Origin of the sequence: Cupriavidus sp. MP-37, assembly GCF_020618415.1 — a bacterium.
Classification (GTDB): domain Bacteria; phylum Pseudomonadota; class Gammaproteobacteria; order Burkholderiales; family Burkholderiaceae; genus Cupriavidus.
Window position 1 is genome coordinate 677,550 of record NZ_CP085345.1, and the last position, 20,746, is coordinate 698,295.

The 20,746-nt window shown below is 67.8% G+C and carries 20 protein-coding genes and 1 pseudogene; 5 read left to right on the forward strand and 16 right to left on the reverse strand.

Annotated features, from left to right (window positions below; translation table 11 throughout):
• Nucleotides 1–140: 140 nt before the first annotated feature.
• Together LIN44_RS19545 and LIN44_RS19550 are read left to right on the forward strand one after the other, a co-directional pair.
• Nucleotides 141–899 (forward strand): SDR family oxidoreductase, encoded by a 759-nt coding sequence (locus LIN44_RS19545; protein ID WP_227316377.1) that lies wholly within the window; start codon nucleotides 141–143, stop codon nucleotides 897–899.
• A 15-nt stretch (nucleotides 900–914) separates the two neighbouring features.
• Nucleotides 915–1,415: an Ohr family peroxiredoxin gene (locus LIN44_RS19550; RefSeq protein WP_227315912.1), complete on the forward strand. Its 501-nt coding sequence runs from the start codon at nucleotides 915–917 to the stop codon at nucleotides 1,413–1,415.
• Nucleotides 1,416–1,497: 82 nt separating this feature from the next.
• Here LIN44_RS19550 and LIN44_RS19555 read toward each other — a convergent pair whose 3' ends face one another.
• The 5 genes from LIN44_RS19555 to LIN44_RS19575 all read right to left on the reverse strand — a co-directional run bounded on the left by LIN44_RS19555 (nucleotide 1,498) and on the right by LIN44_RS19575 (nucleotide 6,499).
• A complete protein-coding gene (locus LIN44_RS19555; RefSeq protein ID WP_227315913.1) occupies nucleotides 1,498–2,871 on the reverse strand; it encodes an MFS transporter in 1,374 nt (457 codons plus the stop codon).
• Between the two features lie 226 nt (nucleotides 2,872–3,097).
• Nucleotides 3,098–3,724, reverse strand: coding sequence for a pyridoxamine 5'-phosphate oxidase family protein (locus LIN44_RS19560; RefSeq protein WP_227315914.1), 627 nt, complete (start codon nucleotides 3,722–3,724; stop codon nucleotides 3,098–3,100).
• Entirely contained in the window at nucleotides 3,721–5,097 is a 1,377-nt protein-coding gene (locus LIN44_RS19565) for an adenylosuccinate synthetase (RefSeq protein ID WP_227315915.1), read from the reverse strand. Before LIN44_RS19565 ends, LIN44_RS19560 begins: the two co-directional genes overlap by 4 nt.
• A gap of 3 nt (nucleotides 5,098–5,100) precedes the next feature.
• The gene (locus LIN44_RS19570) at nucleotides 5,101–5,565 is read right to left on the reverse strand and encodes a RidA family protein (protein ID WP_227315916.1); all 465 of its coding nucleotides are present in this window, start codon (nucleotides 5,563–5,565) and stop codon (nucleotides 5,101–5,103) included.
• Between the two features lie 148 nt (nucleotides 5,566–5,713).
• A complete protein-coding gene (locus LIN44_RS19575) occupies nucleotides 5,714–6,499 on the reverse strand; it encodes a helix-turn-helix domain-containing protein (protein ID WP_227316378.1) in 786 nt (261 codons plus the stop codon).
• Nucleotides 6,500–6,637: 138 nt separating this feature from the next.
• On the opposite strand from LIN44_RS19575, the gene LIN44_RS19580 reads away from it, so the two are divergent.
• Nucleotides 6,638–7,495: an alpha/beta hydrolase gene (locus tag LIN44_RS19580; RefSeq protein WP_227315917.1), complete on the forward strand. Its 858-nt coding sequence runs from the start codon at nucleotides 6,638–6,640 to the stop codon at nucleotides 7,493–7,495.
• 50 nt (nucleotides 7,496–7,545) lie between these two features.
• Here LIN44_RS19580 and LIN44_RS19585 read toward each other — a convergent pair whose 3' ends face one another.
• The 10 genes from LIN44_RS19585 to hisD all read right to left on the reverse strand — a co-directional run bounded on the left by LIN44_RS19585 (nucleotide 7,546) and on the right by hisD (nucleotide 17,792).
• Nucleotides 7,546–8,286 carry a GntR family transcriptional regulator gene (locus LIN44_RS19585; RefSeq protein WP_227315918.1) on the reverse strand — a complete coding sequence of 247 codons (741 nt, stop codon included), beginning with the start codon at nucleotides 8,284–8,286 and terminating at the stop codon, nucleotides 7,546–7,548.
• Nucleotides 8,287–8,441: 155 nt separating this feature from the next.
• The gene (locus LIN44_RS19590) at nucleotides 8,442–9,464 is read right to left on the reverse strand and encodes a tripartite tricarboxylate transporter substrate binding protein (RefSeq protein ID WP_227315919.1); all 1,023 of its coding nucleotides are present in this window, start codon (nucleotides 9,462–9,464) and stop codon (nucleotides 8,442–8,444) included.
• 56 nt (nucleotides 9,465–9,520) lie between these two features.
• Nucleotides 9,521–10,543: an Ldh family oxidoreductase gene (locus LIN44_RS19595; protein WP_227315920.1), complete on the reverse strand. Its 1,023-nt coding sequence runs from the start codon at nucleotides 10,541–10,543 to the stop codon at nucleotides 9,521–9,523.
• On the reverse strand, nucleotides 10,540–11,475 hold the full coding sequence (locus LIN44_RS19600) for a hydroxyacid dehydrogenase (protein ID WP_227316379.1): 936 nt from the start codon (nucleotides 11,473–11,475) through the stop codon (nucleotides 10,540–10,542). The genes LIN44_RS19595 and LIN44_RS19600 overlap by 4 nt, the downstream gene beginning before the upstream one ends.
• On the reverse strand, nucleotides 11,475–12,650 hold the full coding sequence (locus LIN44_RS19605; RefSeq protein WP_227315921.1) for a UxaA family hydrolase: 1,176 nt from the start codon (nucleotides 12,648–12,650) through the stop codon (nucleotides 11,475–11,477). Before LIN44_RS19605 ends, LIN44_RS19600 begins: the two co-directional genes overlap by 1 nt.
• A 70-nt stretch (nucleotides 12,651–12,720) precedes the next feature.
• Nucleotides 12,721–13,002, reverse strand: coding sequence for a UxaA family hydrolase (locus LIN44_RS19610; protein WP_115665009.1), 282 nt, complete (start codon nucleotides 13,000–13,002; stop codon nucleotides 12,721–12,723).
• Between the two features lie 127 nt (nucleotides 13,003–13,129).
• The gene (locus LIN44_RS19615) at nucleotides 13,130–14,143 is read right to left on the reverse strand and encodes a galactitol-1-phosphate 5-dehydrogenase (RefSeq protein ID WP_227315922.1); all 1,014 of its coding nucleotides are present in this window, start codon (nucleotides 14,141–14,143) and stop codon (nucleotides 13,130–13,132) included.
• Nucleotides 14,144–14,236: 93 nt separating this feature from the next.
• Nucleotides 14,237–15,598 carry an MFS transporter gene (locus LIN44_RS19620; protein WP_227315923.1) on the reverse strand — a complete coding sequence of 454 codons (1,362 nt, stop codon included), beginning with the start codon at nucleotides 15,596–15,598 and terminating at the stop codon, nucleotides 14,237–14,239.
• A 95-nt stretch (nucleotides 15,599–15,693) separates the two neighbouring features.
• The gene (gene hpsO, locus LIN44_RS19625) at nucleotides 15,694–16,470 is read right to left on the reverse strand and encodes a (S)-sulfopropanediol 2-dehydrogenase HpsO (RefSeq protein WP_227316380.1); all 777 of its coding nucleotides are present in this window, start codon (nucleotides 16,468–16,470) and stop codon (nucleotides 15,694–15,696) included.
• 11 nt (nucleotides 16,471–16,481) lie between these two features.
• Nucleotides 16,482–17,792, reverse strand: coding sequence for a histidinol dehydrogenase (gene hisD, locus LIN44_RS19630; protein ID WP_227315924.1), 1,311 nt, complete (start codon nucleotides 17,790–17,792; stop codon nucleotides 16,482–16,484).
• A 270-nt stretch (nucleotides 17,793–18,062) separates the two neighbouring features.
• Here hisD and LIN44_RS19635 point away from each other — a divergent pair, with 270 nt between their 5' ends.
• The gene (locus LIN44_RS19635) at nucleotides 18,063–19,052 is read left to right on the forward strand and encodes a LacI family DNA-binding transcriptional regulator (protein WP_227315925.1); all 990 of its coding nucleotides are present in this window, start codon (nucleotides 18,063–18,065) and stop codon (nucleotides 19,050–19,052) included.
• A gap of 24 nt (nucleotides 19,053–19,076) precedes the next feature.
• Nucleotides 19,077–19,584, forward strand: a pseudogene (locus LIN44_RS19640) (tripartite tricarboxylate transporter substrate-binding protein); the annotation flags it as partial.
• 139 nt (nucleotides 19,585–19,723) lie between these two features.
• Here LIN44_RS19640 and LIN44_RS19645 read toward each other — a convergent pair.
• On the reverse strand, nucleotides 19,724–20,674 hold the full coding sequence (locus tag LIN44_RS19645; protein WP_227315926.1) for a LysR family transcriptional regulator: 951 nt from the start codon (nucleotides 20,672–20,674) through the stop codon (nucleotides 19,724–19,726).
• Nucleotides 20,675–20,746 lie beyond the last annotated feature (72 nt).

The window sequence follows — 20,746 nt, forward strand, 5'->3', positions numbered from 1 at the left end:
TTTCCTGCGCCAGCCAGGCGATTGGTGCGGGACGGGAAACACCATGCATCCGCCGGCGGCGCTACCGCGCCGATGCTGGTTCACCTAGCATGGGGACATGGGTGGCCTGCCCATGCCTTCCAACAGAACCGAGGTGGATGATGAAGATCGTTGTGATTGGCGGTACCGGACTGATCGGCAGCAAGGTCGTGGCACGGCTTGCCGCGCAAGGCCATGAAGTGGTGGCGGCATCGCCACAGACCGGCGTGAACGCGTTGACCGGCGAGGGACTCGAGCAGGCGCTTGCCGGCGCGCAGGTCGTCGTCGACGTGGCCAATTCGCCCTCCTTCGCCGACGATGCCGTGCTGCATTTCTTCGAGACCTCGGGCCGCAACCTGGCGGCGGCGGAGAAGGCGGCCGGCGTCGCGCACCATGTGGCGCTGTCGGTGGTCGGCACGGACAAGCTCGCCCAAAGCGGCTACTTCCGCGGCAAGATCGCGCAGGAAGCCCTGATCCGCAACGCCGGCATCCCCTACACCATTGTCCGTTCCACGCAGTTCCTGGAGTTCCTTGGCGGCATCGTCCAGTCGGGCGCCGACGGCGATACGATCCGCCTGTCGTCGGCGTCGATTCAGCCGATTGCTTCCGACGACGTCGCCGATGCCGTGGCAGACCATGCCCTTGCCGATCCCGCCAACGGCATCGTCGATATCGCCGGGCCGGAACGCTTCCCGCTGAGCGAGCTGGTGCAACGTTATCTCGAAGCGACCGACGATCCGCGCAAGGTGGTCGTCGACGGCAAGGCCCGCTATTTCGGCGCCGAGCTGGATGATGGCACGCTGGTCCCGGAGGGCCCCGCGCGCCTGGGCAAGACCAGCTTCGCGGCATGGCTGCGACAGCGCCAGCAGGCGGCGGCCTGAGCGCAGGGCGGGCCCATGGCGAAGCAGGGGTTGCAGCCCCCACCGTTGAGCCTGCTCGACCAATACCGCGGGCGCGGCTTCCATCCGCTCTACACCACGACCGTCACCGTCACCGGCGGCGAGACCGGACACGGCCGCGCCTCCGGCGTGGCCCGCTCCGATGACGGCAACCTCGACATCCACCTGCGGCTGCCGGCTGCGCTGGGCGGCCCCGGCGACGGTACCAACCCCGAACAGCTGTTCGCCGCGGGCTACGCCGCGTGTTTCCACGGCGCCCTGCACCTGCTGGCCCGGCGCGCCGGCCTCCCGGTCGACGACTTTTCCGTGGCAGTCGAGGTTGCCTTCGGCCGCGACCCTGTCGACGGCGCCTACGCGCTGGCCGCGAAAGTGCGCGTCAGGATGCCGGGCGTGGCCCGGCCGCTGGCGGAGGAGCTGGTGCGCAATACGGAGCGCTTCTGTCCCTACGTGAAGATGGCCGGGCAGGGCATTGCCAGCATCGTGGCAGTGGTGGACTGATCCTGTCCGCCACCGCCGGCCTGAGTCAGTGCCGCACCGACACCAAGCGGCGCCCGTAGGCGCGGTGCACCACACGACGCTCCTAGTCGGCGATGTTTTCCAGCGCCCTGCCGCGGGTCTCGATGCCGAAGCGGAATACGATCGCCGCCGCGGCAAGGAAACACAGCGCGCCAAGACAGAACACGCCGGCCTGCCCCGCGACGGGAAGCACCACTCCCACCAGCGCAGGCCCCAGCAGCGAGCCGATGCGCCCGACGGTCGAAGCCATGCCGCAGCCCGACGCGCGCGCACGCGTTGGATATAGCTCCGGCGTGTAGGTATAGAGCACCGCCCACATGCCGAACATGAAGAACTGCATCATGCCGCCGGAAAGGAACAGCGCCAGCGGCTCCGGCGACGAGCCGGCGACCCGGCCATAGATGAAGACCATGCAGGCTCCGCCGACCAGCGTCGCCACGCAGGCAGGCTTGCGCCCCCAGCGCTCCACCGCCCACGCCGCCCACAGAAAACCCGGAATCCCACCGATCGAGATATACACCGTGTACAGCACGGACTTGGTCACGCCCAGGCCGGACTGCTGCAGCAACGCGCCGATCCACGTATTCAGGCCATAGAACCCCAGCAGGGCGAAGAACCACAGCCCCCATACGGTCAGGGTCCGGCTGCGGTATGCGCGCGACCACAGCACGCGCAGGCCCGATGCGTGCGGCTCCGCCGCGGCAACCGACGGGGTGACTTCCGGCAATGCCTCAAGTTTCATCCGCCGCATTACCGACTGCTCGATACGTTCGACGATCGCGCCCGCTTCCGCATGGCGCCCCCGCGACTCAAGCCAGCGCGGAGACTCGGGCACGAAGCGCCGGACCACGATCAGGAAGAGCGCAGGCACCGCGCCGAGCAGGAACATCGTGCGCCAGGTATACGCACTCAGCACGTAGTACGACATCAGGCCAGCGCAGATAAACGCGATCGGCCAGTTGCCGTCCATCAATGCCAAGTACTTGCCTCGCTGCCGCGCAGGGATGAACTCCGACATCAGCGTCTGTGCCAACGGCAACTCCATGCCCATGCCGATGCCGAGCAATAGCCGATATGCGCCCAGCTCCATGGGGTTGCTCGCGGTGGAACAGAGATAGCTGCCCACGCCCCAGATAATCATGCTGACCTGAAACACGGGCTTGCGCCCGAACCTATCGGCGAGCATCCCTGAACTGAGCGCGCCGACGGCCATACCGACAAAGCTGGCACTCCCCAGCATGCCCGCCTGCGCAGCGGACAATCCGAATTCTGTCCGGATCGAACCCAGCAAATACGTCATCATGGCCAGGTCGAGATTGTCGAAAAAGAAGGCCAGCGCAATGATGGCAAACAGAAGGCGGTGATACCCGCATATGGGCAGCCGTTCCAGCCGGTCGCCGGTGCGCACGCGCATCAGTTCGAGAGGGGTATGCTTCATTTTGTCTCCAGTCGTTTTAGTGCCAGTGCTCTATGGCACTGGCGGCAAGCGATAACACGTGGTTGCGCTATCGCTCACTACTGTCGCTTGCGGCCGCTTGCTTGACGCGCGCCCGAACGCCAAGGACTGTCTCGCCGGCGCCAAGGCATTGGCGGAGTTTTCCCAAACCACCGCGCGCAAAAAAAGAGGTGCCGAAGCACCTCTTCATGTCATGCAATGGCGAGCCCTACTTCGCCTTGAACCGATGGGGATCAAACGCTTCCGGCGGCAGACCGGACAGCGTCGCACCGGACTGAAACGGATAGCGCAGGTACGGCGCGCGCGGCTGCCCTGGCGGCGAGTACTGGCCGTCGGCCAGGATGCGCTTCTTCGCGCTCATCTCGCGGATCTCGCAGCGATAGGCGACGATCTGGCTGGCCGCGCCATCCTCGATCGGCGTGTAGTCCTTTTCCGGGCGGAACTTGTCCAGCGCCTGGCACTGGTGCGCACGTACCTCGTCGATACTGTCACGCAACCGGACTGCACAGCGCGCGATGACGCTGAAATACTCCAGGCTGGTGTTCTGGCCCTTGGGCGCCTTCAGCAAGGCCACGGGCCGGTCGACCTCGATCGTAACCAACGGGTTCGCCCGGATCGCCGCGGCAAGCTTGCCGAATCTCGAACTGTGGATCAGGAACGCGTCGCCGGTGAAGGTAAAGCTCTGCGCCGTGATATAGGGGTACGGTGTGTCATGCACCGCGACCCGGCAGATCAGCTCATTCTTCAAGAAGGCTTCGATGGCCGGCCAGTCGGTCCAGGCCAGGTCGGTCCGGCGCATCTCGCTGCGCAGGTAGGCAGGGGTGGTGCTTGTCATGGTGTGGTCTGCTGGATGGGTTCAAGAAGCCGCATCTGCGCGCGTTCCGGACCTAGTCCGATACCGCGCAAGGGCCGGCCGATGGCCTGCGCCAGCCATGCGAGCAGCGCTTCAAGTTGCGGGGGCAGCGGCGAGCCGGCATCGGTCGGCATGGCCTCCTGCGCAAACGCCGGAAATCGCAACACGCGCTGGCGCATGCTGCCGGCCTCGCCGACCACGACCGGGATGCAACGTTCGGGCGTGTGGGAAAAGGCGGCCAGGCTGTCGCATTTGTTGAGATACACCTCGTCGACGCCGGCCTGCTGTATCGCGAGCCGCAGCTGCGCAATGTCGAGCAGGCCCACGCGCCGTGGCCGGCCGGTGCCGGTGCCGTACTCGTTCGCCAGCATCCTGATGGCCACGCCCGTCGCGAACGCATCCGCTTCGGCAAGCAAGGCCAGCGGATCGTGGCTGGCCGCTTCGTCGGCGCGGCCGCGGCCAGCGTGTGCGGCCGCGGCGCAGTAGGCCTCGGAACGCTGCCCGCCCAGCTCGGTCGGCAGCGGGCCACTGCCGACCCGGGAAACGATGGCCTTGGCCACACCGATGGTCTTGCGGTGATACCGGCACGGCAGATCTCCTCCCACGTAGGCGTAGGCGGGCAGCGTATGGCTGGAAGTGACCCACGGCTGGGCGCCATGCACCACGTCCAGCATTACCGACTGCGCGCCCTCGAACAGCACCCTTGCACCGGCCTCGACCCGCCGCAACAGCGCGACAGCATCGGCCGTCACGAACGGCCGGACCACCGTCCACGCGCGGCGCATGTCGTCCATCATCGCCGCGATGCGCTCGTCATCGTCATCGGACTGCGCCGCCAGACGGGTCATCAGTTCGAACACACGGTCCTCATCACACCACAGGTCGCGCAACTGGAACGCAACGCGCTCGGCGCCCCGCATCCGCGCTGCCAGATCGGCGTAGCACGGACCGATACCGTTGCCGGTGGTGCCGATCCGTGCGCCATTGCGGCGGTCCGTCAGCACATGACGGGGCTGAACCAGCGGGCACCGGTCGCTGATTGTCAAGCGCCCTTCCACGCTCATGCCTTGCGCCGCCAGCATCGCGATCTCGGACGCCAGCTGCTGCAATCCGACCACGCAGCCTGAGCCGATGTAGAGCGCAACGCCGGGGTGCAGCACGCCGGAAGGCACTTGCCGGAGCCGCAGCGCACCGGCAGGCGTTGCAATGGTATGCCCGGCATTGGCCCCGCCGTTAAAGCGCGCAATCACGTCATACCCGGCGGCGAGGTGGTCGACGACCCGGGCCTTGCCCTCGTCCCCATATTGCAGACCCACCAGGACGTCGGCGTAGCCGGCCTTTGTCGCGGCGCCCATCGCCTAGGCGTCCAGCGCAAAGGTTGCCTCGATCTCCACCGGGGCACCTAACGGAAGGCTCGCAACGCCGAGCGCCAAGCGAGCATGGCGCCCCCGCTCGGCAAAGATCCGGTTGAGCAGTTCCGACGCAGCATTGATCACCAGCGGCGCATCGTCGAAACCGGGCTCGGCTGCAACGTAGCCGCCCACGCGCACGATGCCCCGGATCCGCTCGAGATTGCCATCGGTCGCGGCGCACGCCCAGCCCAGCAGATTGGACAGGCAAAGCCGCGCTGCCGCCTGGGCCGCCTCGACGCTGACCGTGCCGGGCACCTTGCCGATGAACATTGGCTTGCCGTCCTGCAGCGGCAGCTGGCCTGAGATCGTCAGCAAACCATGGTGCAGCGTGTATGGCACATAGAGCGCCCTGGGCATTTCGGCGGCGGGCAGGACGATGCCTGCCGCCTGGATACGATCCATCACTGACATATTCACTCCTCGACTTGGATAAATGCCGACGGAGCGAGCGCGATGCAGGCCATCCGGCGGCCTCCAGACTGTGCCGCACGGTCCTGCCCCCGGTTCGCGCCTTGACGCCAGTTGCTGTCGCGCAGATGCCAACCCGAAGGGAAGACGCCTAATCGCCGGTCCGGTCCCGGAAATACTCGGTGGGCGTCATGCCAAGCGCCCGCCTGAACATGGCGCTGAATGCGCTTGGACTTTCGTAACCGAGTTGCAGTGCGATGTCGGTGACATGGCAGCCCTCGGCAAGCAGGCGAACCGCGGCCATCAGGCGGGCCTGCTGCTTCCAGCGGCTGTAGGTCATGCCCGTTTCTTCCGGAAACAGGCGGATGATGGTCCGTTCGCTGGCGCCAACCGAGCGGCTCCATGCCTGCACCGAGGTCTCGTCCGAGGGGTCCTCGAGGATCTTCGCGCAGATCTTGCCCAGCCGGGGATCCCTGGGCATCGGCAGATGCAGCGGGACCACCGAAAGCGGGCGCAGCTCTTGCAGCAGGAGCTGCACCACCAGGCCATCGCGGCTGCTTTCCTCATATGCCATCGGCATGTGCACGGTGGCCGAGATAAGCTCGCGCAGCAGCGGCGGCACCGCCACCACGCAACAGCCGTGCAACTCTGCGGGAACGGCATCTTCGCGGACATAGACCGTCCGCATCTCGACGTCGCCGCACGCCTGCATGGCGTGTTCGACGTTGCTCGGCACCCAGACCGCGCGCTGGGGCGGCACCACCCAGGAGCCAAAGTCGGTGGTGACCAGGATGGCCCCCACATAGGCATAGATCAGCTGGCCGCGCGGATGGGAATGCGCGGCGATATAGAAGCCATCCTTCAGCTTGCGCGCCATGCCACCAACCGGCCGGTCTATCGCCTGGTAGTCGTCGCGGTTCTCGCTCTTTCCGTACATGGCGTCTTTGCGATAGGGGTTGTCATCTGGCGGCGCGCGCAGCAAGACGCGGATGCGTATCTTTGGCCGGACGCGACAAGCGTCGCAACGACCCCCACGGAATCGAAGCCTCGATCCCACAGTCCGGAGCCAAATGTAATGTCAGTGTATCGAAACTTCAATCAGGAAGAACTGGACAAGCAGTACAACGTCAGGGCGGGAATCCCCGGGTTCCAGGACATCTTCAAGCGCTGGGACGACACCAGCGCCGCGTTCCGTCTCCAGCATCCGGTTAAGCCGGATCTTGCCTATGGCGGGCACGCCAAGCAGTCACTGGACTTCTTCCCCACGGCCAGCCGCGAGCGCCCGCTGCTGGTCTTCATTCATGGCGGCTACTGGCAATCGCTGGATAAATCCGACTTCAGCTTCGTTGCAGCGCCGTACCTGCAGCGCGATATCAACGTCGCAGTGGTGAACTACCGCCTCGCGCCGGAGGTGGGCATGGCGGAGATCGTCCGCGACAATCAGGAGGCGGTGGCCTGGCTCTACCGCCATGCTGCCGAACTGGGATTCGACCCGCACCGCATCTTCGTGTCCGGCCATTCGGCCGGCGGCCATCTCACCGCCACGCTGGCGGGAACGGACTGGGCATCCTTTGACGTACCGGCGGATATCCTCAAGGGTGGATGCGCGATCAGCGGCTTGTATGACCTGGAGCCCATCCGGCTGTGCTATCTGAACCAGGTGGTCGGGCTGTCCACGGCGGACGTCGCCCGCTACAGTCCGGTCCACCATGTCCCCAAAATCAAGCTGCCCATGATCCTGACCGTCGGTGGAGATGAATCGCCGGAGTACCACCGGCTGCAGCGCGAATACCAGGCGCTGCTGGGCGAATGCGGCTTCGACGTGCAGGTGGTGGTGCAGGAGCGCGGCCATCATTTCGATGCAGTGGACCTGCTGGGCGACCCCAATGGCGCCCTGGCGGCCGCGGTGCTACGCATGATCGCCGGCGCCTGACCCATCGGGCGCACGGTCCCAACACCATGCACGGGCGGCGCTTCACGCCTTCACGGCTGCGACAGCGCGAACTCGTAATCCGACGTATCCAGCCGCGACACGCGGTACTCGATGCGCTCGTTCTGGTAGGAGGACGCCACCCGCAGTATCTTCAGCATCGCGCTGCCCACCGGAATGCCCAGCAGCTCATGGTCTTCCTGGTCGGCCAGCGCCGCGCGCAGGCGCTCTTCGGTGCGGATGATGTTGATGCCGAAGACGTCCTGGTAGAAGTTGTAGAGCGTGTTCGGCCGCTCGCGCAGCAGTTTCTCGGTGAGGGTCTTGAAGCGTTCCGCCGGCACGGTGATGGCATCGATCATGACCGGGCGCCCTTCCAGCGACAGCACGTTGGTGAAGCGGAACACGGCGTCGCCGAGCGGCAGCCCCAGCGCCGCGGCTTCTTCCTTGTCCGCTTTGGCGCGGCGGAACTTTGCCAGCTGCACGGTCGGGAACTCGCGGTAGCCGTCCTGGCGCACGATGCGGAAGAAGCGGAAAAAATGGTCTTCCTGCCGGTGCGTGGCGACGAAGGTTCCCCGCCCCTGGTGGCGGATCAGGATGTTCTCGGCCACCAGTTCGTCGATGGCCTTGCGCAGTGTGCCGATCGAGACGCCGAAGCGCTCGATCAGCTTGCGCTCCGACGGAATGACTTCGCCCGGTTTCCACTCGCCCTCGGCAAGGGCGGCCAGGATGGCGTGCTTGACGTCCTTGTACAGCACGCCGCCGATGGCTGCGCCGGCATCGAATCTGGAACCCACGTTAATGTCCTTTGCAACGCCGCCTGCGGGGCGGCCGGCCGATCCATGACTGACTCATATAGATAAGACGAATCATACTAAAGCCGGTCGCCGCTAAAGCCGGTCGCTGAAGCCGCCACGCCAGCCGCTTCCCGTCCTCCCGCCGGGGCGCCGCGTCATTCGACCCGGATGTGCTTTTCCTCGATCAGCCGGGCCCAGCGCGTCACCTCGCCGCTGAAGTAGTCGGCGAAGGGCGTCCCGCCCGCCGCGGGGCTGAAGCCGGCGGCAACGATGCGTCCGCGCACCGACTCGGCGGCCAGCAGGCGCGCGACCGAGGCGGCCACCTTGTCGACGATCGGCCGGGGCGTGCCGGCCGGCATCATCAGGCCGGTCCAGTTCTCGACGATCAGGTCCGGATAGCCGGCCTCTGCCACGGTGGGCACGTCGGGCAGCAAAGGATGGCGCTCGCGCGTGGTCACGGCCAGCGCGCGCAGCTTGCCGCCTTTCACATAGGCGAGCGACTCGGGGAAGTTGGAGAACACCACGTCGATCTGGCCGCCGATCAGGTCGGTCATCGACGGCGCCCCGCCCTTGTACGGCACATGGGTAAAGCTGGTACGGGTCTGGCTTTCGAACAGCGCCAGCGTCAGGTGCGGCGGCGTGCCGTTGCCGCTCGAGCCGGCGTTGAGCTTCGACTTCTGCGCGGCGGCGGCCAGGTCTTTCATCGACTTGATCGGCGAACTGGCGGGCACCACCACCATCATCGGCGACGACGCGATGCGGGCCACCGGCACCAAGTCTTTCTGCATGCTGAACGGCAGCTTGGGGAACAAGGTCACGTTGGACGCGTGCGTGAGCGTGACCGCCAGCCAGGTGTAGCCGTCGGGCGGCGCCTTGGCGACCTGCTCGGCGCCGATGTTGGCATTGCCGCCGGGCCGGTTGTCCACCACGATGGGCTTCTTCCACTCTTCGGAGAGCTGGTGGCCGACCATGCGCGCCATGATGTCGGTCAGGCCGCCGGCCGCGAACGGCACGACATAGCGGATCGGCTTGTTCGGATAATCGGCGGCCGCGGCATCGCTGCCGCCCTGCGCGGCAGCAGGCCGCGGCGCCAGCGCCGCCAGGGCCGATACAACTGACAAGGCTAGAAGCACGCGGGCCAGCTGACTGCGCGCGCCGCACATCGAGCGTCGATCCATGGTTTGTCTCCGGTAGTTGTGGTCGGCCCATCTGACGTGGGTCCGTTGTGAGGAAATCAATGCGCCGCGCCAGCCTCCTCGCCCGCGAGCGATTGCAGTTCGCGCCATAGTCCATCGGGCACTTCGACGCCGCGCGCGGCGGCCTCTGCCTGCGCGGTTTCGCGGCGTGCGCCCGGCACGCGCGTGCCGGCGTCTTCCAGCATCGCCGCCAGCAGCGCTTCGACCCGCGCGGCGTAGACCTGCGTACCGGCGAAGGCGCCGGGATCCAGCACGAAAAACAGCTGGCCGATGCGCGGACGGTTGCCCGCATCGCTGAAGAAGGAATCGGCCTCGGCGCCGAACTGCGCGCCGGCCAGCGACGTCACCAGCAGTTCCACCAGCAGCGCCAGCATCGCGCCCTTGACGCCGCCCGCCGGCAGCATCGAGCCGCGCAGCGCGGCCTGGGCGTCGGTGGTCGGCTGGCCGGCCTCATCCAGCGCCCAGCCGAGCGGAATCGGCTTGCCCTGCTTCGCCGCTACCATGATCTTGCCGCGCGCGACCTCGGACAGCGACAGGTCGATCACCACCGGCGCATCGCCCTGCCGCGGGAACACCGCGGCGATGGGGTTGGTGCCGAACAGCGGCCGCCTGCCGCCCCAGGCCGGCATGGCCGCAGGCGAATTGCCCATGGCGATGCCGACCATGCCGGCGCGCGCCACGGCCTCCAGCGGCAGCGCGGCGGCGCCGAAGTGGTGGCTGTTGGTGACCGCGGCCACGCCGACGCCGGACGCCCGCGCGCGCGCCATGGCCGCGGCGATGGCCAGGTCGCACGCGGCAAAGGCAAAGCCGCAGCCGGCATCGACCAGCACTGCGCTGGCGCGCGTGGCGTGCACCGCCGGCTCGGCGTTGCCGTCGACCCGGTCGTGGCGCAAGTGCGCCGCGTACATCGGCACGCGCGACACGCCGTGCGACGGCAGCCCCGCCGCATCGGCGCGCACCAGCGCCGCCGCCGTCGCCTGCGCCTGCCGCGCGCTGGCCCCGGCACGGCGCAGGCCCGCGGCGGCTACGCGCTCCAGTTCCTGCAACGCAATCCGGCTCATGGCATCTGCTCCAGCGACTGGCGCACCTCGCGCGCGATCATCATCGATACGCGCGCATTGGCTTCGCGCGTCACGCCGCCGACATGCGGTGTCAGGATCAGGTTGGGGACGCCGCGCAGCGCGCTGTCCGCCGGCAACGGCTCGCTGGCAAACACATCCAGCGCCGCACCGGCCAGGTGCCCGGCCCGCAGCGCGTCGGCCAGCGCCGCTTCATCGACCACGCCGCCGCGCGCGGTGTTGACCAGCACCGCGCCGGATTTCATCGCCGCCAGGCGGCCGACATCGATCAGGTTACGGGTGGCAGCCGCCAGCGGCACGTGCAGGCTGACCGCGTCCGCCTGCGCCAGCAGCGCATCGAGCGGCACGCAGGCCACGCCGGTGGCGGACCAGACCGGATCGTCGGGCGCCAGCATCGGATCGCAGGCGATGACCTCCATGCCGAAGGCGCGGGCCAGCGCCGCGGTCTGGCGGCCGATATCGCCAAACCCGATCAGGCCGAGCGTCTTGCCGAGCGCCTCCCTGCCCTCCGACAGCCTGGCCCGCGGCCACTCGCCGTCCGCCACCTCGGCGCTGGACAGATAGGCGCCGCGCAGCAGCACGGCAGCCGTGGTCACCACGTATTCCGCCACCGAGCGCGCATTGGCACCCGCGGCCGGTATCACGCGGATGCCGCGATCGCGGCAGGCGGCGACGTCGATGTTGTCCAGCCCCACGCCGAGGCGCCCCACCACCCGCAAGGCCGGCGCGCGCGCGAGCAGGGCCGCGTCGACCTGGGTGCGGTTGCGCACCACCAGCGCGTGCGCCCCGTCCAGGACCTCGAGCAGGTCGGCGCGGCGATCCACCCAGCCCGGCTCGTAGCGCAGGTCGAAGCCCGGGGTCAGCGCCTGCACCGCGGCCGGGTCCATGAACTCGCTGATGCAGATGCGCTTCATCATGCCGACTCGTGGATGCGGGTCAGCACGAACTCGCGGTGCCCGAGCGCCTCGGCCGCGGTCCAGCGGCCGTTGATGGTCGCCAGCATGCATTCCAGCAGCTTGTCGCCGGTCTGGTCCAGGGTCTGCTCGCGCTGCAGCAGGCCCGAGCAGTCGACGTCCATGTGCTCGCTCATCAGGCGCACGGTGCGCGGGTTGGCGCACAGCTTGATCACCGGCACGATCGGGTTGCCGATCACGTTGCCCTGCCCGGTCGGGAAGAAGTGGACCACATAGCCGGCAGCCGCGCACAGCGTGACCATCTCGGCCGCGGCGGAAGACGAGTCCATGAACCACAGGCCCGGATGCGTCGGCGCCTCGGCCTTGTCGAGCACGCCGTCGACGGTGCACTTCTTGCCGATCTTCTGAATATTGCCCAGCGCCTTCTCTTCGATGGTGGTCAGGCCGCCGGCGATATTGCCCTTGGTCGGCTGCGACTCCGACAGGTCCGACGTCTTCCAGCGGTCGATCATGCCCTGGTAGCGCTCGAACATCGCCATGAACTGATGGCGCACCTCGTCGTTGGCGCAGCGTGCCGCGACGATATGCTCGCCGCCGGTCAGCTCGGAGGTCTCGCCGAACACCAGCGTGGTGCCCAGCGGATGCAGCTTGTCGAAGGCGTTGCCGACGGTGGGGTTGGCGCCGCAGCCCGAAGTGGTGTCCGACTCGCCGCACTTGGTCGACACCCACAGCTCGTTGATCGGGCACTCGACGCGATGCAGCGCGGTGGCGTACTGCACGAACTCGCGCGCCGCCTTCGAGGCGCGCATGATGGTGTCGTGGTCGCCATGGCCCTCGATGCCGAAGCCAACCACCGGCTTGCCGGTCTGGGCGATGCCGTCGACCACCTTCTTGGTCCAGCCTTCCTCGATGCCGATCACCACCACCGCAGCGACGTTGGGGTTGCTGCCGGCGCCGATCAGCGTGCGGAAATGCAGGTCCAGGTCCGGCCCGAACTGCAGGCGGCCGTACGGGTGGGGAATCGCCATGGTGCCCTTGATGGCGGCGGCGACGGCCTCGGCGGCGGCGTTGGACAGGTCGTCCAGCGGCAGGATGATGACGTGGTTGCGGACACCGACGCGGCCATTGTCGCGGCGGTAGCCCCAGAAGGTGGTGTTTTGATCGATCACGGACATGACGGGATCCTCGAAAGCGGGATGGAAGCGGGTGGAAAGCGTGGGGGGACGCAGGCGCGGCGCGCCTGGCTTACCAGCGCTTGGTCTTGATGTTGTGGACGTGGGCGTGTTCGCCAGCCTTGATCGGGGCGACCACCTTGCCGATGTCGATGCCGTACTTGTAGACCGTCTCGTTCACATCCATGTCGCGCAGCGCCACCTTGTGGCCGATGGGAATCGGCTGCAGCGCGGTCACCGTCACCACCTTGTCTTCGTCCATGATCCAGGCGTTGAGCTGGGTGCCGGGCTGGATCCCTTCCACCACAGCCACCGCGACGGTGTCCCTGGCGTCATGAAGCACTACGTGAATCATCGTTGTCTCCTCTCTGTGGGTCGTGCGTGAAGTCATGTTAGGCGCTGGATTCATCCATGTCAACCAACTCATATATATGAATTTGGATTGACGTCCTGGCCAGCGCCGGGCGCGTCCCGCCGCGCGGTCAGACGGTTTCGGGGATCAGCACCACCTTGCCGGCCGCCACGCGGCCCGCGGCCAGGTCGGCAAAGGCCGCGGGACCATCGCTGAGCGCGCGCGTCTCGACCCACTCCAGCATGCCGAAGCTGCCGCGCTCCAGCGCCGCTACGGTGGCACGCAGGTCGGCCATGGTGTAGGTGTAAGTGCCCAGCAGGGTCAGCTCGGCCAGGGTCAGCTTGCGCATGTCGATCTCGCTGGCCCAGTCCTGCAGGCCGATATGCATGACCACGCCGCCGGGCCGCGCGGCGGCGATGGCGAGCTTGCGCGTCGCGCCCGCGCCTACCGCATCGATCACCACGGCGAAGGCCGACTCCGGCAGCGGGCCGGCCAGCGGGTCGACCGCGTCGCAGCCCAGATGCCGCGTCACCGAAGCCCGGCGCAGCGCATTGGTCTCGGCCACCTGGACCTCGTCGCAGCCATATGACCGCACCAGCGCGGCGGCCAGCATGCCGATCGCGCCGCCGCCGATGACCAGCACGCGCGCCTCCGGCAGCGGCCTGGCAAGCGCGCGCATGGTCAGGTTGACCGCGTGCAGCGCGGTGGCGGCGGGCTCGGTCAGCGCGGCACTGACGCTGGCAAGCGCGTCGGGAATGGGAATCGCGCAACGGAGCGGGATCGCCAGGTACTCGGACAAGGCGCCCGGGCGGCTCATGCCGACCATGCCGCGGTTGGCGCACAGGTTGTCGCGGCCTTGCAGGCAATAGTCGCAATGGCCGCACGTCACCAGCGGGTTGGCGGTCACGCGCTGCCCGACGGGCAGCAGGCTTTCGTCCGACGAGGCCACCACCGTGCCGGCAAACTCGTGGCCAAGCACCAGCCCTGGCTTGCGGCGCGGATCGTGGCCGTGGTACGCGTGCAGGTCAGAGCCGCAGATGCCGCTGGCATCGATGCGCAGCAGGGCTTCGCCGGGCGCCAGGGCCGGCATGTCGCGCTCCAGGACCGCGACGGCGTTGGGTTCGGTATAGACGATCGCTTTCATGGCCTTGCCAGTAGAAGACGTTGAGGGGAAGACACGGACGGGCGGCGCGATGCCGCCCGGGAGAAGCGCTCAAGTAGCCCGCTCAGGTAGCGCTCAGGCGCCGGCCTTGGACGTCGCCAGCGCGCCAGCGCCGGCGGGGGCGGAGCGCAGGCCGATCCACAGCGTGCAGGCCGCACTGAGCACGCCGATCGCCAGCACATAGCCGCACAGGTACCAGGGCTCGCCACCGGCGCGCGCGTTCAGCCAGGTGGCGATGATCGGTGTCAGGCCGCCGGCGAACACGCCGGCGAACTGGTAGACGAAGGAAATCCCGGTGTAGCGCACGCGCGCATCGAACACCTCGGAGAACATCGACGACATGGTGCCGAACACGGCGGCATGGAAGATGCCGAAGGGAATGATGATCGCCGCCCACACCAGCAGCACGTTGCCGCCCGAATGCTGCATCAGCCAGAACGCGGGAAACGCTGACAGCCCCGCCAGCAGCGCGCCGGTGCCGTACACCAGCGGCCGGCCGAGGCGGTCGGACACGGCGCCCCACAGCGGGATGAACAGCGTCATCACGCCGGCGCCCAGCAGCACGCCCAGCAGCGCCTCGTTGCGCGAGAGCTTCAGGGTCTGGGTCAGGTAGGCGAGCGAGAACACCCCGAACACGTTGAAGAAGACGCCGTCGATAAAGCGCGCGCCCATGCACGCCAGCACCACGCCGGGGTACTGGCGCAGCATGGCGAGAAACGGCAAGCCCTGCGCCTGCGGCTGGTTGCGCGACGTGCGCTGTGCCGCGGCAAACTCCGGCGACTCCTCCACGTGCGTGCGCATGTAGGAGCCGATGAACACCATCACCGCACTCAGCAGGAAGGCGATGCGCCAGCCCCATGCCAGGAAGTCATGGTCGGACAGCATCAGCGACAACAGCGCAATCACGCCGCTGGCCAGCACCAGCCCCAGCGACATGCCGGTCTGCGGCAGGCTGGCGAAGAAGCCGCGGCGGCCCGGCGGCGCGCTCTCGAACGTCATCAGTACGGCGCCGCCCCACTCGCCGCCCAGGCCGATGCCCTGCGCGATCCGGCACAACAGCAGCAGCACCGGCGCCCAGATGCCGATCTGGTCATAGGTGGGGATCAGGCCGATGGCCGTGGTGGCGATGCCCATGATCATCAGCGTCAGCACCAGCATGCGCTTGCGTCCCAGCGTATCGCCGAAATGGCCGAAGATCACCCCGCCCAGCGGACGCGCGACAAAGCCGGCGGCGAAGGTGGCGTAGGCCAGCAGCGTACCGACCACCGGGTCGGTCGAGGGAAAGTACAGCTTGTTGAAGACCAGGCCGGCGACCACGCCGTAGAGAAAGAAGTCGTACCACTCCACCATCGCGCCGATCGTGCTCGAGGTCACGATCTTCCTCAGCTTGCGTCCTGGGTCTTGTGCCGGCGGCTGCGCCGCTACCTGTCTCGTCATGCTTGTCTCCTGTCGGGTCTGGTCCCGAGGCGGCGCGTATGGCGCTCTGGATGTCGGTCACCACGCGGGGCTGTCGAAGCGCCCCGCGGCGTTGGTCATCTTGCCGTGTAGCCACCGTCGACCATGAAGGTCTGCCCGGTGATATACGCGGCCATGTCGCTGGCCAGGAATGCTGCCAGTCCGTGCAGGTCCGGCAGTTCGCCGTTGCGGCCGATGCAGGTGCGCGCGGCATGGTGTCCGGCCAGCGCGGCGTCGGCGAATACGGGCCCGGTCAGCGCGGTGGGAAAAAAGCCCGGTCCGATCGCATTGCAGGTGATGCCGTGCCGCGACCACGCCTCGGCGATGGCGCGCGTGAGCTGAACGATGCCGCCCTTCGCCGCGCCGTACGGCGCGCTGTCGGCGAAGGCGCGGTACGACTGCAGCGACGCCAGGTTGATCACGCGCCCCCATCCTTGCGCCTGCATCGCCGGCGCCAGCGCCTGCGTCAGGAAGAACGGGGCCCCCAGGTGCGTGTCCAGCTGCAGCCGCCACGAAGCCGGCGTGACGCTGGCAAAGGGCTCGCGCAGGTTCATGCCCGCGGCATTGACCAGGATATCGATAGTGCCGCAGCGGCGCTGCAAGGCCGCGGCGGCGGCGGGTATGGCATCGAGGTCGGACACGTCCAGCGCCTGCGTGTCGACCGCGATGCCCATCGCATCGAGCCGCGACGCCGCGGCATCGAGTTGCGGCTGGCGGCGCGCCGCCAGCACCACCCTGGCGCCGGCCCGGCCCAGTGCCTCGGCAAGGCTTTCGCCGATACCGGAACTGCCGCCGGTCACCAGCGCCTGCCTGCCGCGCAGGTCCGGTCCAGCACCGCCGGCCGCGTTGTGCATGGGCGCCATCGTCACACCTCCACCGGAGCGCCCATCTCGAAGCGGGCGTTCGGAAAGTACTTTGCCATGCGGTCGTCCGCGGTGCGCGCGTGCGCCTCCATGCCCTCCAGGCGCGAGATGCGCGCGGTCACCTGCCCGATCTGCCGCGTCGCCTCGCGCGTCATCTTCTGCCAGGTCAGGGTCTTCATGAACTTGTGCACCGAGAGCCCGCCGGAATAGCGCGCCGCGCCCTTGGTCGGCAGCACATGGTTGGGGCCGCTGGTCTTGTCGCCAAAGGCCACCGTGGTCTCTTCGCCCAGGAACAGCGAGCCGTAGCAGGTCAGCCTGGCCAGCCACCAGTCCAGGTCCCGCGCGTGCACCTCCAGATGCTCGGAGGCATAGCGGTCCGACACCGCGGCCACTTCCTCGCGGCTGTCGCAGACGATGACCTCGCCGTAGTCGCGCCATGCCGCCGTGGCCGCGTCGCGCGCGGTCGGCGGCAACGCGGCGATCAGCGCCGGCACCCGTGCCATCACCTGTTCCGCCAGCGCGCGCGAGGTGGTGAAGAGCCACGCCGGCGACTCGTGGCCGTGCTCGGCCTGCCCCACCAGGTCGCTCGCCACGATGGCCGGGTCGGCGCTGTCGTCGGCGATCACGGCGACTTCGGACGGGCCCGCAAAGACATCGATGCCCACCTGTCCGTACAGCGACCGCTTGGCCTCCGCGACAAACTTGTTACCGGGGCCGACGACCACGTCGGCGGGCTTGCCGGTGAACAGACCGTAGGCCATCGAAGCGATTGCCTGGACGCCGCCGAGCGTCATGATCACGTCCGCCCCCGCCGCCTGGAAGGCGTAGAGCACGTGCGGATGGATGCCCTGGCCGCGGAAGGGGCTCGAGCACGCCACCACGGTGCCGACGCCGGCGGCCTTCGCCGTCGCCACCCCCATATAGGCCGAGGCGATATGCGCATAGCGGCCCGCCGGGGCGTAGCAGCCGACCACGTTGACCGGGATCACACGCTGCCCCGCCGTGACGCCCGGGTGCAGCTCGACCGAGAACTCCCGCAGCGATTCGCGTTGCGCCAGCGCGAACTCCCGCACCTGGCGGATCGCGAAATCGATGTCGGCGCGCACCGACGCGGGCACGTCCCGGGTCTGTTGCCGGACCTGGTCTGGGGTCAGCACGATCTCGCCGTCCCAGCCGTCGAGCTTGCTGGCGTACTGGCGCACGGCGGCCTCGCCATGCGCCTGGATCTCGGCCAGCATGTCGGCCACCACTTTCTGCGCGGTGGCGGTCTCCGTCTGCGGGGTTTTCTCGGCTTGCTTCAGGTAGGTGATCATGGGATTCCTTGCAGGGAAATTCGAATGTAAGCGCTATCATTTCCGGACAAGGTCATACTTGAGAGCCGGAGATTAATGGTGTCCCAAAAATGAAAGCGCTTTCATGCAAGAGTAGTAGGCACGCTGGGAACTGCAAGGAAGGGTTTTCCCTTGGCTACCGGTGCATCACCGCGCGCCATTCCCGGCGTAGTCGTCTCCAGCGCACAGATCGGTGACAATGGCGCAACGGCAAACAGGACAGCAAACGTGCGGCGGACCAGACTTGAAGACGTGGCGAAGCTAGCCGGGGTATCGATGGCGACGGTGTCGCGCGCCCTCTCGTCGCCCTCGCTGGTGCGGGAAGACACCCTGCTGCGGGTGCGCCAGGCCATCGACGCGCTTGGTTACGTTCCGGATGCGTCGGCGCGCACGCTGGCGTCCGGCCGCTCGCGCACCGTCGCCGCGGTGGTGCCGACGCTGGACAACGCCATCTTTTCCCATGCGATCCAGGGCATGCAGCAGGTCCTGGCGGCCGGTGGCTACCAGTTGCTGCTGGGCTCGCACAACTACGATCCGGACACCGAGACCGACGTGGTGCGGGCCCTGTCCGAGCGCGCGGTCGATGCCATGGTCCTGGTCGGCGCCGATCATGCGCCGGAGACGCTGGCGCTGCTGCGGCAATCCGGCACGCGCACCATCCTGACCTGGTCCTTGTCGCACCAGTACCCGTGCATCGGCTTCGACAATTTCGAGATCGGCGCGCAAGCCGCGCGCCATCTGTACGACCTGGGCCACCGCCGCCTGGGCATGATCTCCGGCATCGGCGCGCATAACGACCGCGCGCGGCTTCGCACCGAAGGCTTCCTCGGCACGCTGCGTGCGCTGCATGTGCCGCTGCCCCCCGGCGCCGTCTGCGAGCAGCCCTATACCTTCGCCGGCGGCCGGGCCGGCCTGCGCGCGGTACTTGCCCATGCCCCGGCAACGCCGACGGCCATCTTCTGCGGCAACGACGTGCTCGCGCTCGGCTGCCTGTTCGAGGCTGCCGCCCTCGGCCTGGACGTGCCGCGGCAGTTGTCCATCGTCGGCTGCGACGACCTGCCGATCTCTGCCGAAATCACGCCCGCGCTGACGACCATTGCGCTGGAAAGCAGCGAACTTGGCCGGCAGACCGCGCTGGCGCTGCTGCGCTGGCTGCAGGACGGCATCGAGCCCGGCCGGATGGAAATGCCGGTGGCGCTGGTGCAGCGCGGCACTACCGCGCCGCCGGGCGAGCCAGGGTAGGCAGCCGGCGGCTTTACCGTTGCCGGCGCGGGCGGCACCGTGGGCGCCGACCAGGTGGCGCGCAGCGCGCCGGACGGCTACACCTTCCTGATCAGCGCCGCCGGCGTAATCTCCAACAGCATGATCAAGAAGTCCATGCCGTTCAAGGACGATGCGCTGGTGCCGGTGGTGATGATCGGGCTGGCGCCTTCGGTCATCGTGGTACCGAAGAACGCCCCATACAAGGACCTGCGCGACTTCGTCGAGGCCTCGAAGACCGCAACTGTCGACCGCGCTGGAGCAAGGCTTCCCCGACTTGCAGATTGCGCACTGGGCCGGCGTCCATGCACCGAAGGGCACGCCCGACGCCATCCTTGACAAGGTCGCCGCGGCGGTGGACAAGGCCATGAAAGACCCCGCCGCCGCGGCCAAGCTCAAGCAAGTGGGCATCGAGCCCATCGGCGGCACGCGCGCGGACTTCATCAAGTTTGTCGACGCGGAACGCCGTCGCCTGGGCGAGATCGTCAAGGCGGCGAAGATGCAGGAGAAGTAGGCGCGTTTGCCGCCATGCCGCGCCGTCGGTCAGGCGCCCCGAGGGGGGAATGGCTTTCAGTTAACCACTGTCGTTCCCGCGCCGGCGGAAATGACGGTAGTGTTTGTTAACTGAACGGCATTACCCCGGGGGGGCTGACTCAACTGGCGGCCGCTGCAGCGTCGTGGCGGCTGCCCCAGTTCTCGGCCTGCCGCTCCAGGTGCAGGCGGATAAAGTCCATCAGCGTGCGCGTGGCCAGGGTCGGATAGCGGTTGGGCGCGGTCAGCATGTAGACGCTGTCGCCGACGCCTTCGGCTTCGCATTCGGCCAGCACCTCGCGCATCTGCCCGGACTGCAGTTGCCGCCAGACCGCGTAGCGCGGCAGCAGCGCCACGCCCAGCCCGCCCATCACCGATTCGAACAGGAACGGATAGTCGCCTGACTGGATTCGCGGCGACACGCGCAATGTCATCGGCGTGCCGGCCAGCCATACCTTGAGCGTAAAGCGGCGTCCCAGCGATGCCGGCGCAATCATGTCGCAGCGTTCCAGGTCGGCCACGGTGCGGACCGGCCCGTGGTGGTCCAGAAACGATGCCGACGCGCACAGGCACCAGCCGACCGCGCAGATGCGCCGCGCCACATGGTCGTCCGGCGGCTGCGAGGTGATCTTCAGGGCAACGTCGACTTCGGCCGGGATCAGGTCGCCGATGTTGTCGTTGATCACCACGCGCAGCGATATCTGCGGATAGTTGCGCGCGAACTCCAGCAGCAGCGGTGTCAGGTAGAGGTGGCCGAGGCCGGTTGGCAGGCGGATCCGCACGTCACCGCGCACCACTTCGCCAAGGCTGTCGATCGCGGTGTTGGCGGACTGCAGTTCATCCAGCATGCGCAAGCCATGGGCATACAGCAGCTGCCCCGCCTCGGTCAGCTCGACATGGCGCGTGGTGCGGCGCATCAGCTGCGCGCCGAGATGCTGCTCCAGCAGCTTGAGGCGGCGCGACACGTTGGAGCGCGTCATGCCGCTGCGCTGCGCCGCCGCCGTAAGCGTGCGCGACTCGACCATGGTCACAAAGAGCCGCACCAGGTTGAGATCGAAGCTATTGTCAATCATCAGTCAACACCATTGGCACAAGTCGAGGGATTGTTTCGGCGGGAGGCCAACCCTAGCATAAAGCTCCCGCTT

Excerpts from the sequence above, each read along its gene's own strand:
- LIN44_RS19615 (WP_227315922.1), bottom strand. The coding sequence starts at position 14,143 with ATGAAAGCGATCGTCTATACCGAACCCAACGCCGTCGCGGTCCTGGAG.
- LIN44_RS19560 (WP_227315914.1), bottom strand. The coding sequence starts at position 3,724 with ATGACAAGCACCACCCCTGCCTACCTGCGCAGCGAGATGCGCCGGACC.
- LIN44_RS19605 (WP_227315921.1), bottom strand. The coding sequence starts at position 12,650 with ATGTCCGTGATCGATCAAAACACCACCTTCTGGGGCTACCGCCGCGAC.
- LIN44_RS19575 (WP_227316378.1), bottom strand. The coding sequence starts at position 6,499 with ATGTACGGAAAGAGCGAGAACCGCGACGACTACCAGGCGATAGACCGG.
- LIN44_RS19550 (WP_227315912.1), top strand. The coding sequence starts at position 915 with ATGGCGAAGCAGGGGTTGCAGCCCCCACCGTTGAGCCTGCTCGACCAA.
- LIN44_RS19620 (WP_227315923.1), bottom strand. The coding sequence starts at position 15,598 with ATGACGAGACAGGTAGCGGCGCAGCCGCCGGCACAAGACCCAGGACGC.
- LIN44_RS19545 (WP_227316377.1), top strand. The coding sequence starts at position 141 with ATGAAGATCGTTGTGATTGGCGGTACCGGACTGATCGGCAGCAAGGTC.
- LIN44_RS19595 (WP_227315920.1), bottom strand. The coding sequence starts at position 10,543 with ATGAGCCGGATTGCGTTGCAGGAACTGGAGCGCGTAGCCGCCGCGGGC.
- LIN44_RS19555 (WP_227315913.1), bottom strand. The coding sequence starts at position 2,871 with ATGAAGCATACCCCTCTCGAACTGATGCGCGTGCGCACCGGCGACCGG.
- LIN44_RS19580 (WP_227315917.1), top strand. The coding sequence starts at position 6,638 with ATGTCAGTGTATCGAAACTTCAATCAGGAAGAACTGGACAAGCAGTAC.
- hisD (WP_227315924.1), bottom strand. The coding sequence starts at position 17,792 with ATGATCACCTACCTGAAGCAAGCCGAGAAAACCCCGCAGACGGAGACC.
- LIN44_RS19610 (WP_115665009.1), bottom strand. The coding sequence starts at position 13,002 with ATGATTCACGTAGTGCTTCATGACGCCAGGGACACCGTCGCGGTGGCT.
- LIN44_RS19565 (WP_227315915.1), bottom strand. The coding sequence starts at position 5,097 with ATGGGCGCCGCGACAAAGGCCGGCTACGCCGACGTCCTGGTGGGTCTG.
- LIN44_RS19600 (WP_227316379.1), bottom strand. The coding sequence starts at position 11,475 with ATGAAGCGCATCTGCATCAGCGAGTTCATGGACCCGGCCGCGGTGCAG.
- LIN44_RS19590 (WP_227315919.1), bottom strand. The coding sequence starts at position 9,464 with ATGGATCGACGCTCGATGTGCGGCGCGCGCAGTCAGCTGGCCCGCGTG.
- hpsO (WP_227316380.1), bottom strand. The coding sequence starts at position 16,470 with ATGCACAACGCGGCCGGCGGTGCTGGACCGGACCTGCGCGGCAGGCAG.
- LIN44_RS19645 (WP_227315926.1), bottom strand. The coding sequence starts at position 20,674 with ATGATTGACAATAGCTTCGATCTCAACCTGGTGCGGCTCTTTGTGACC.
- LIN44_RS19570 (WP_227315916.1), bottom strand. The coding sequence starts at position 5,565 with ATGTCAGTGATGGATCGTATCCAGGCGGCAGGCATCGTCCTGCCCGCC.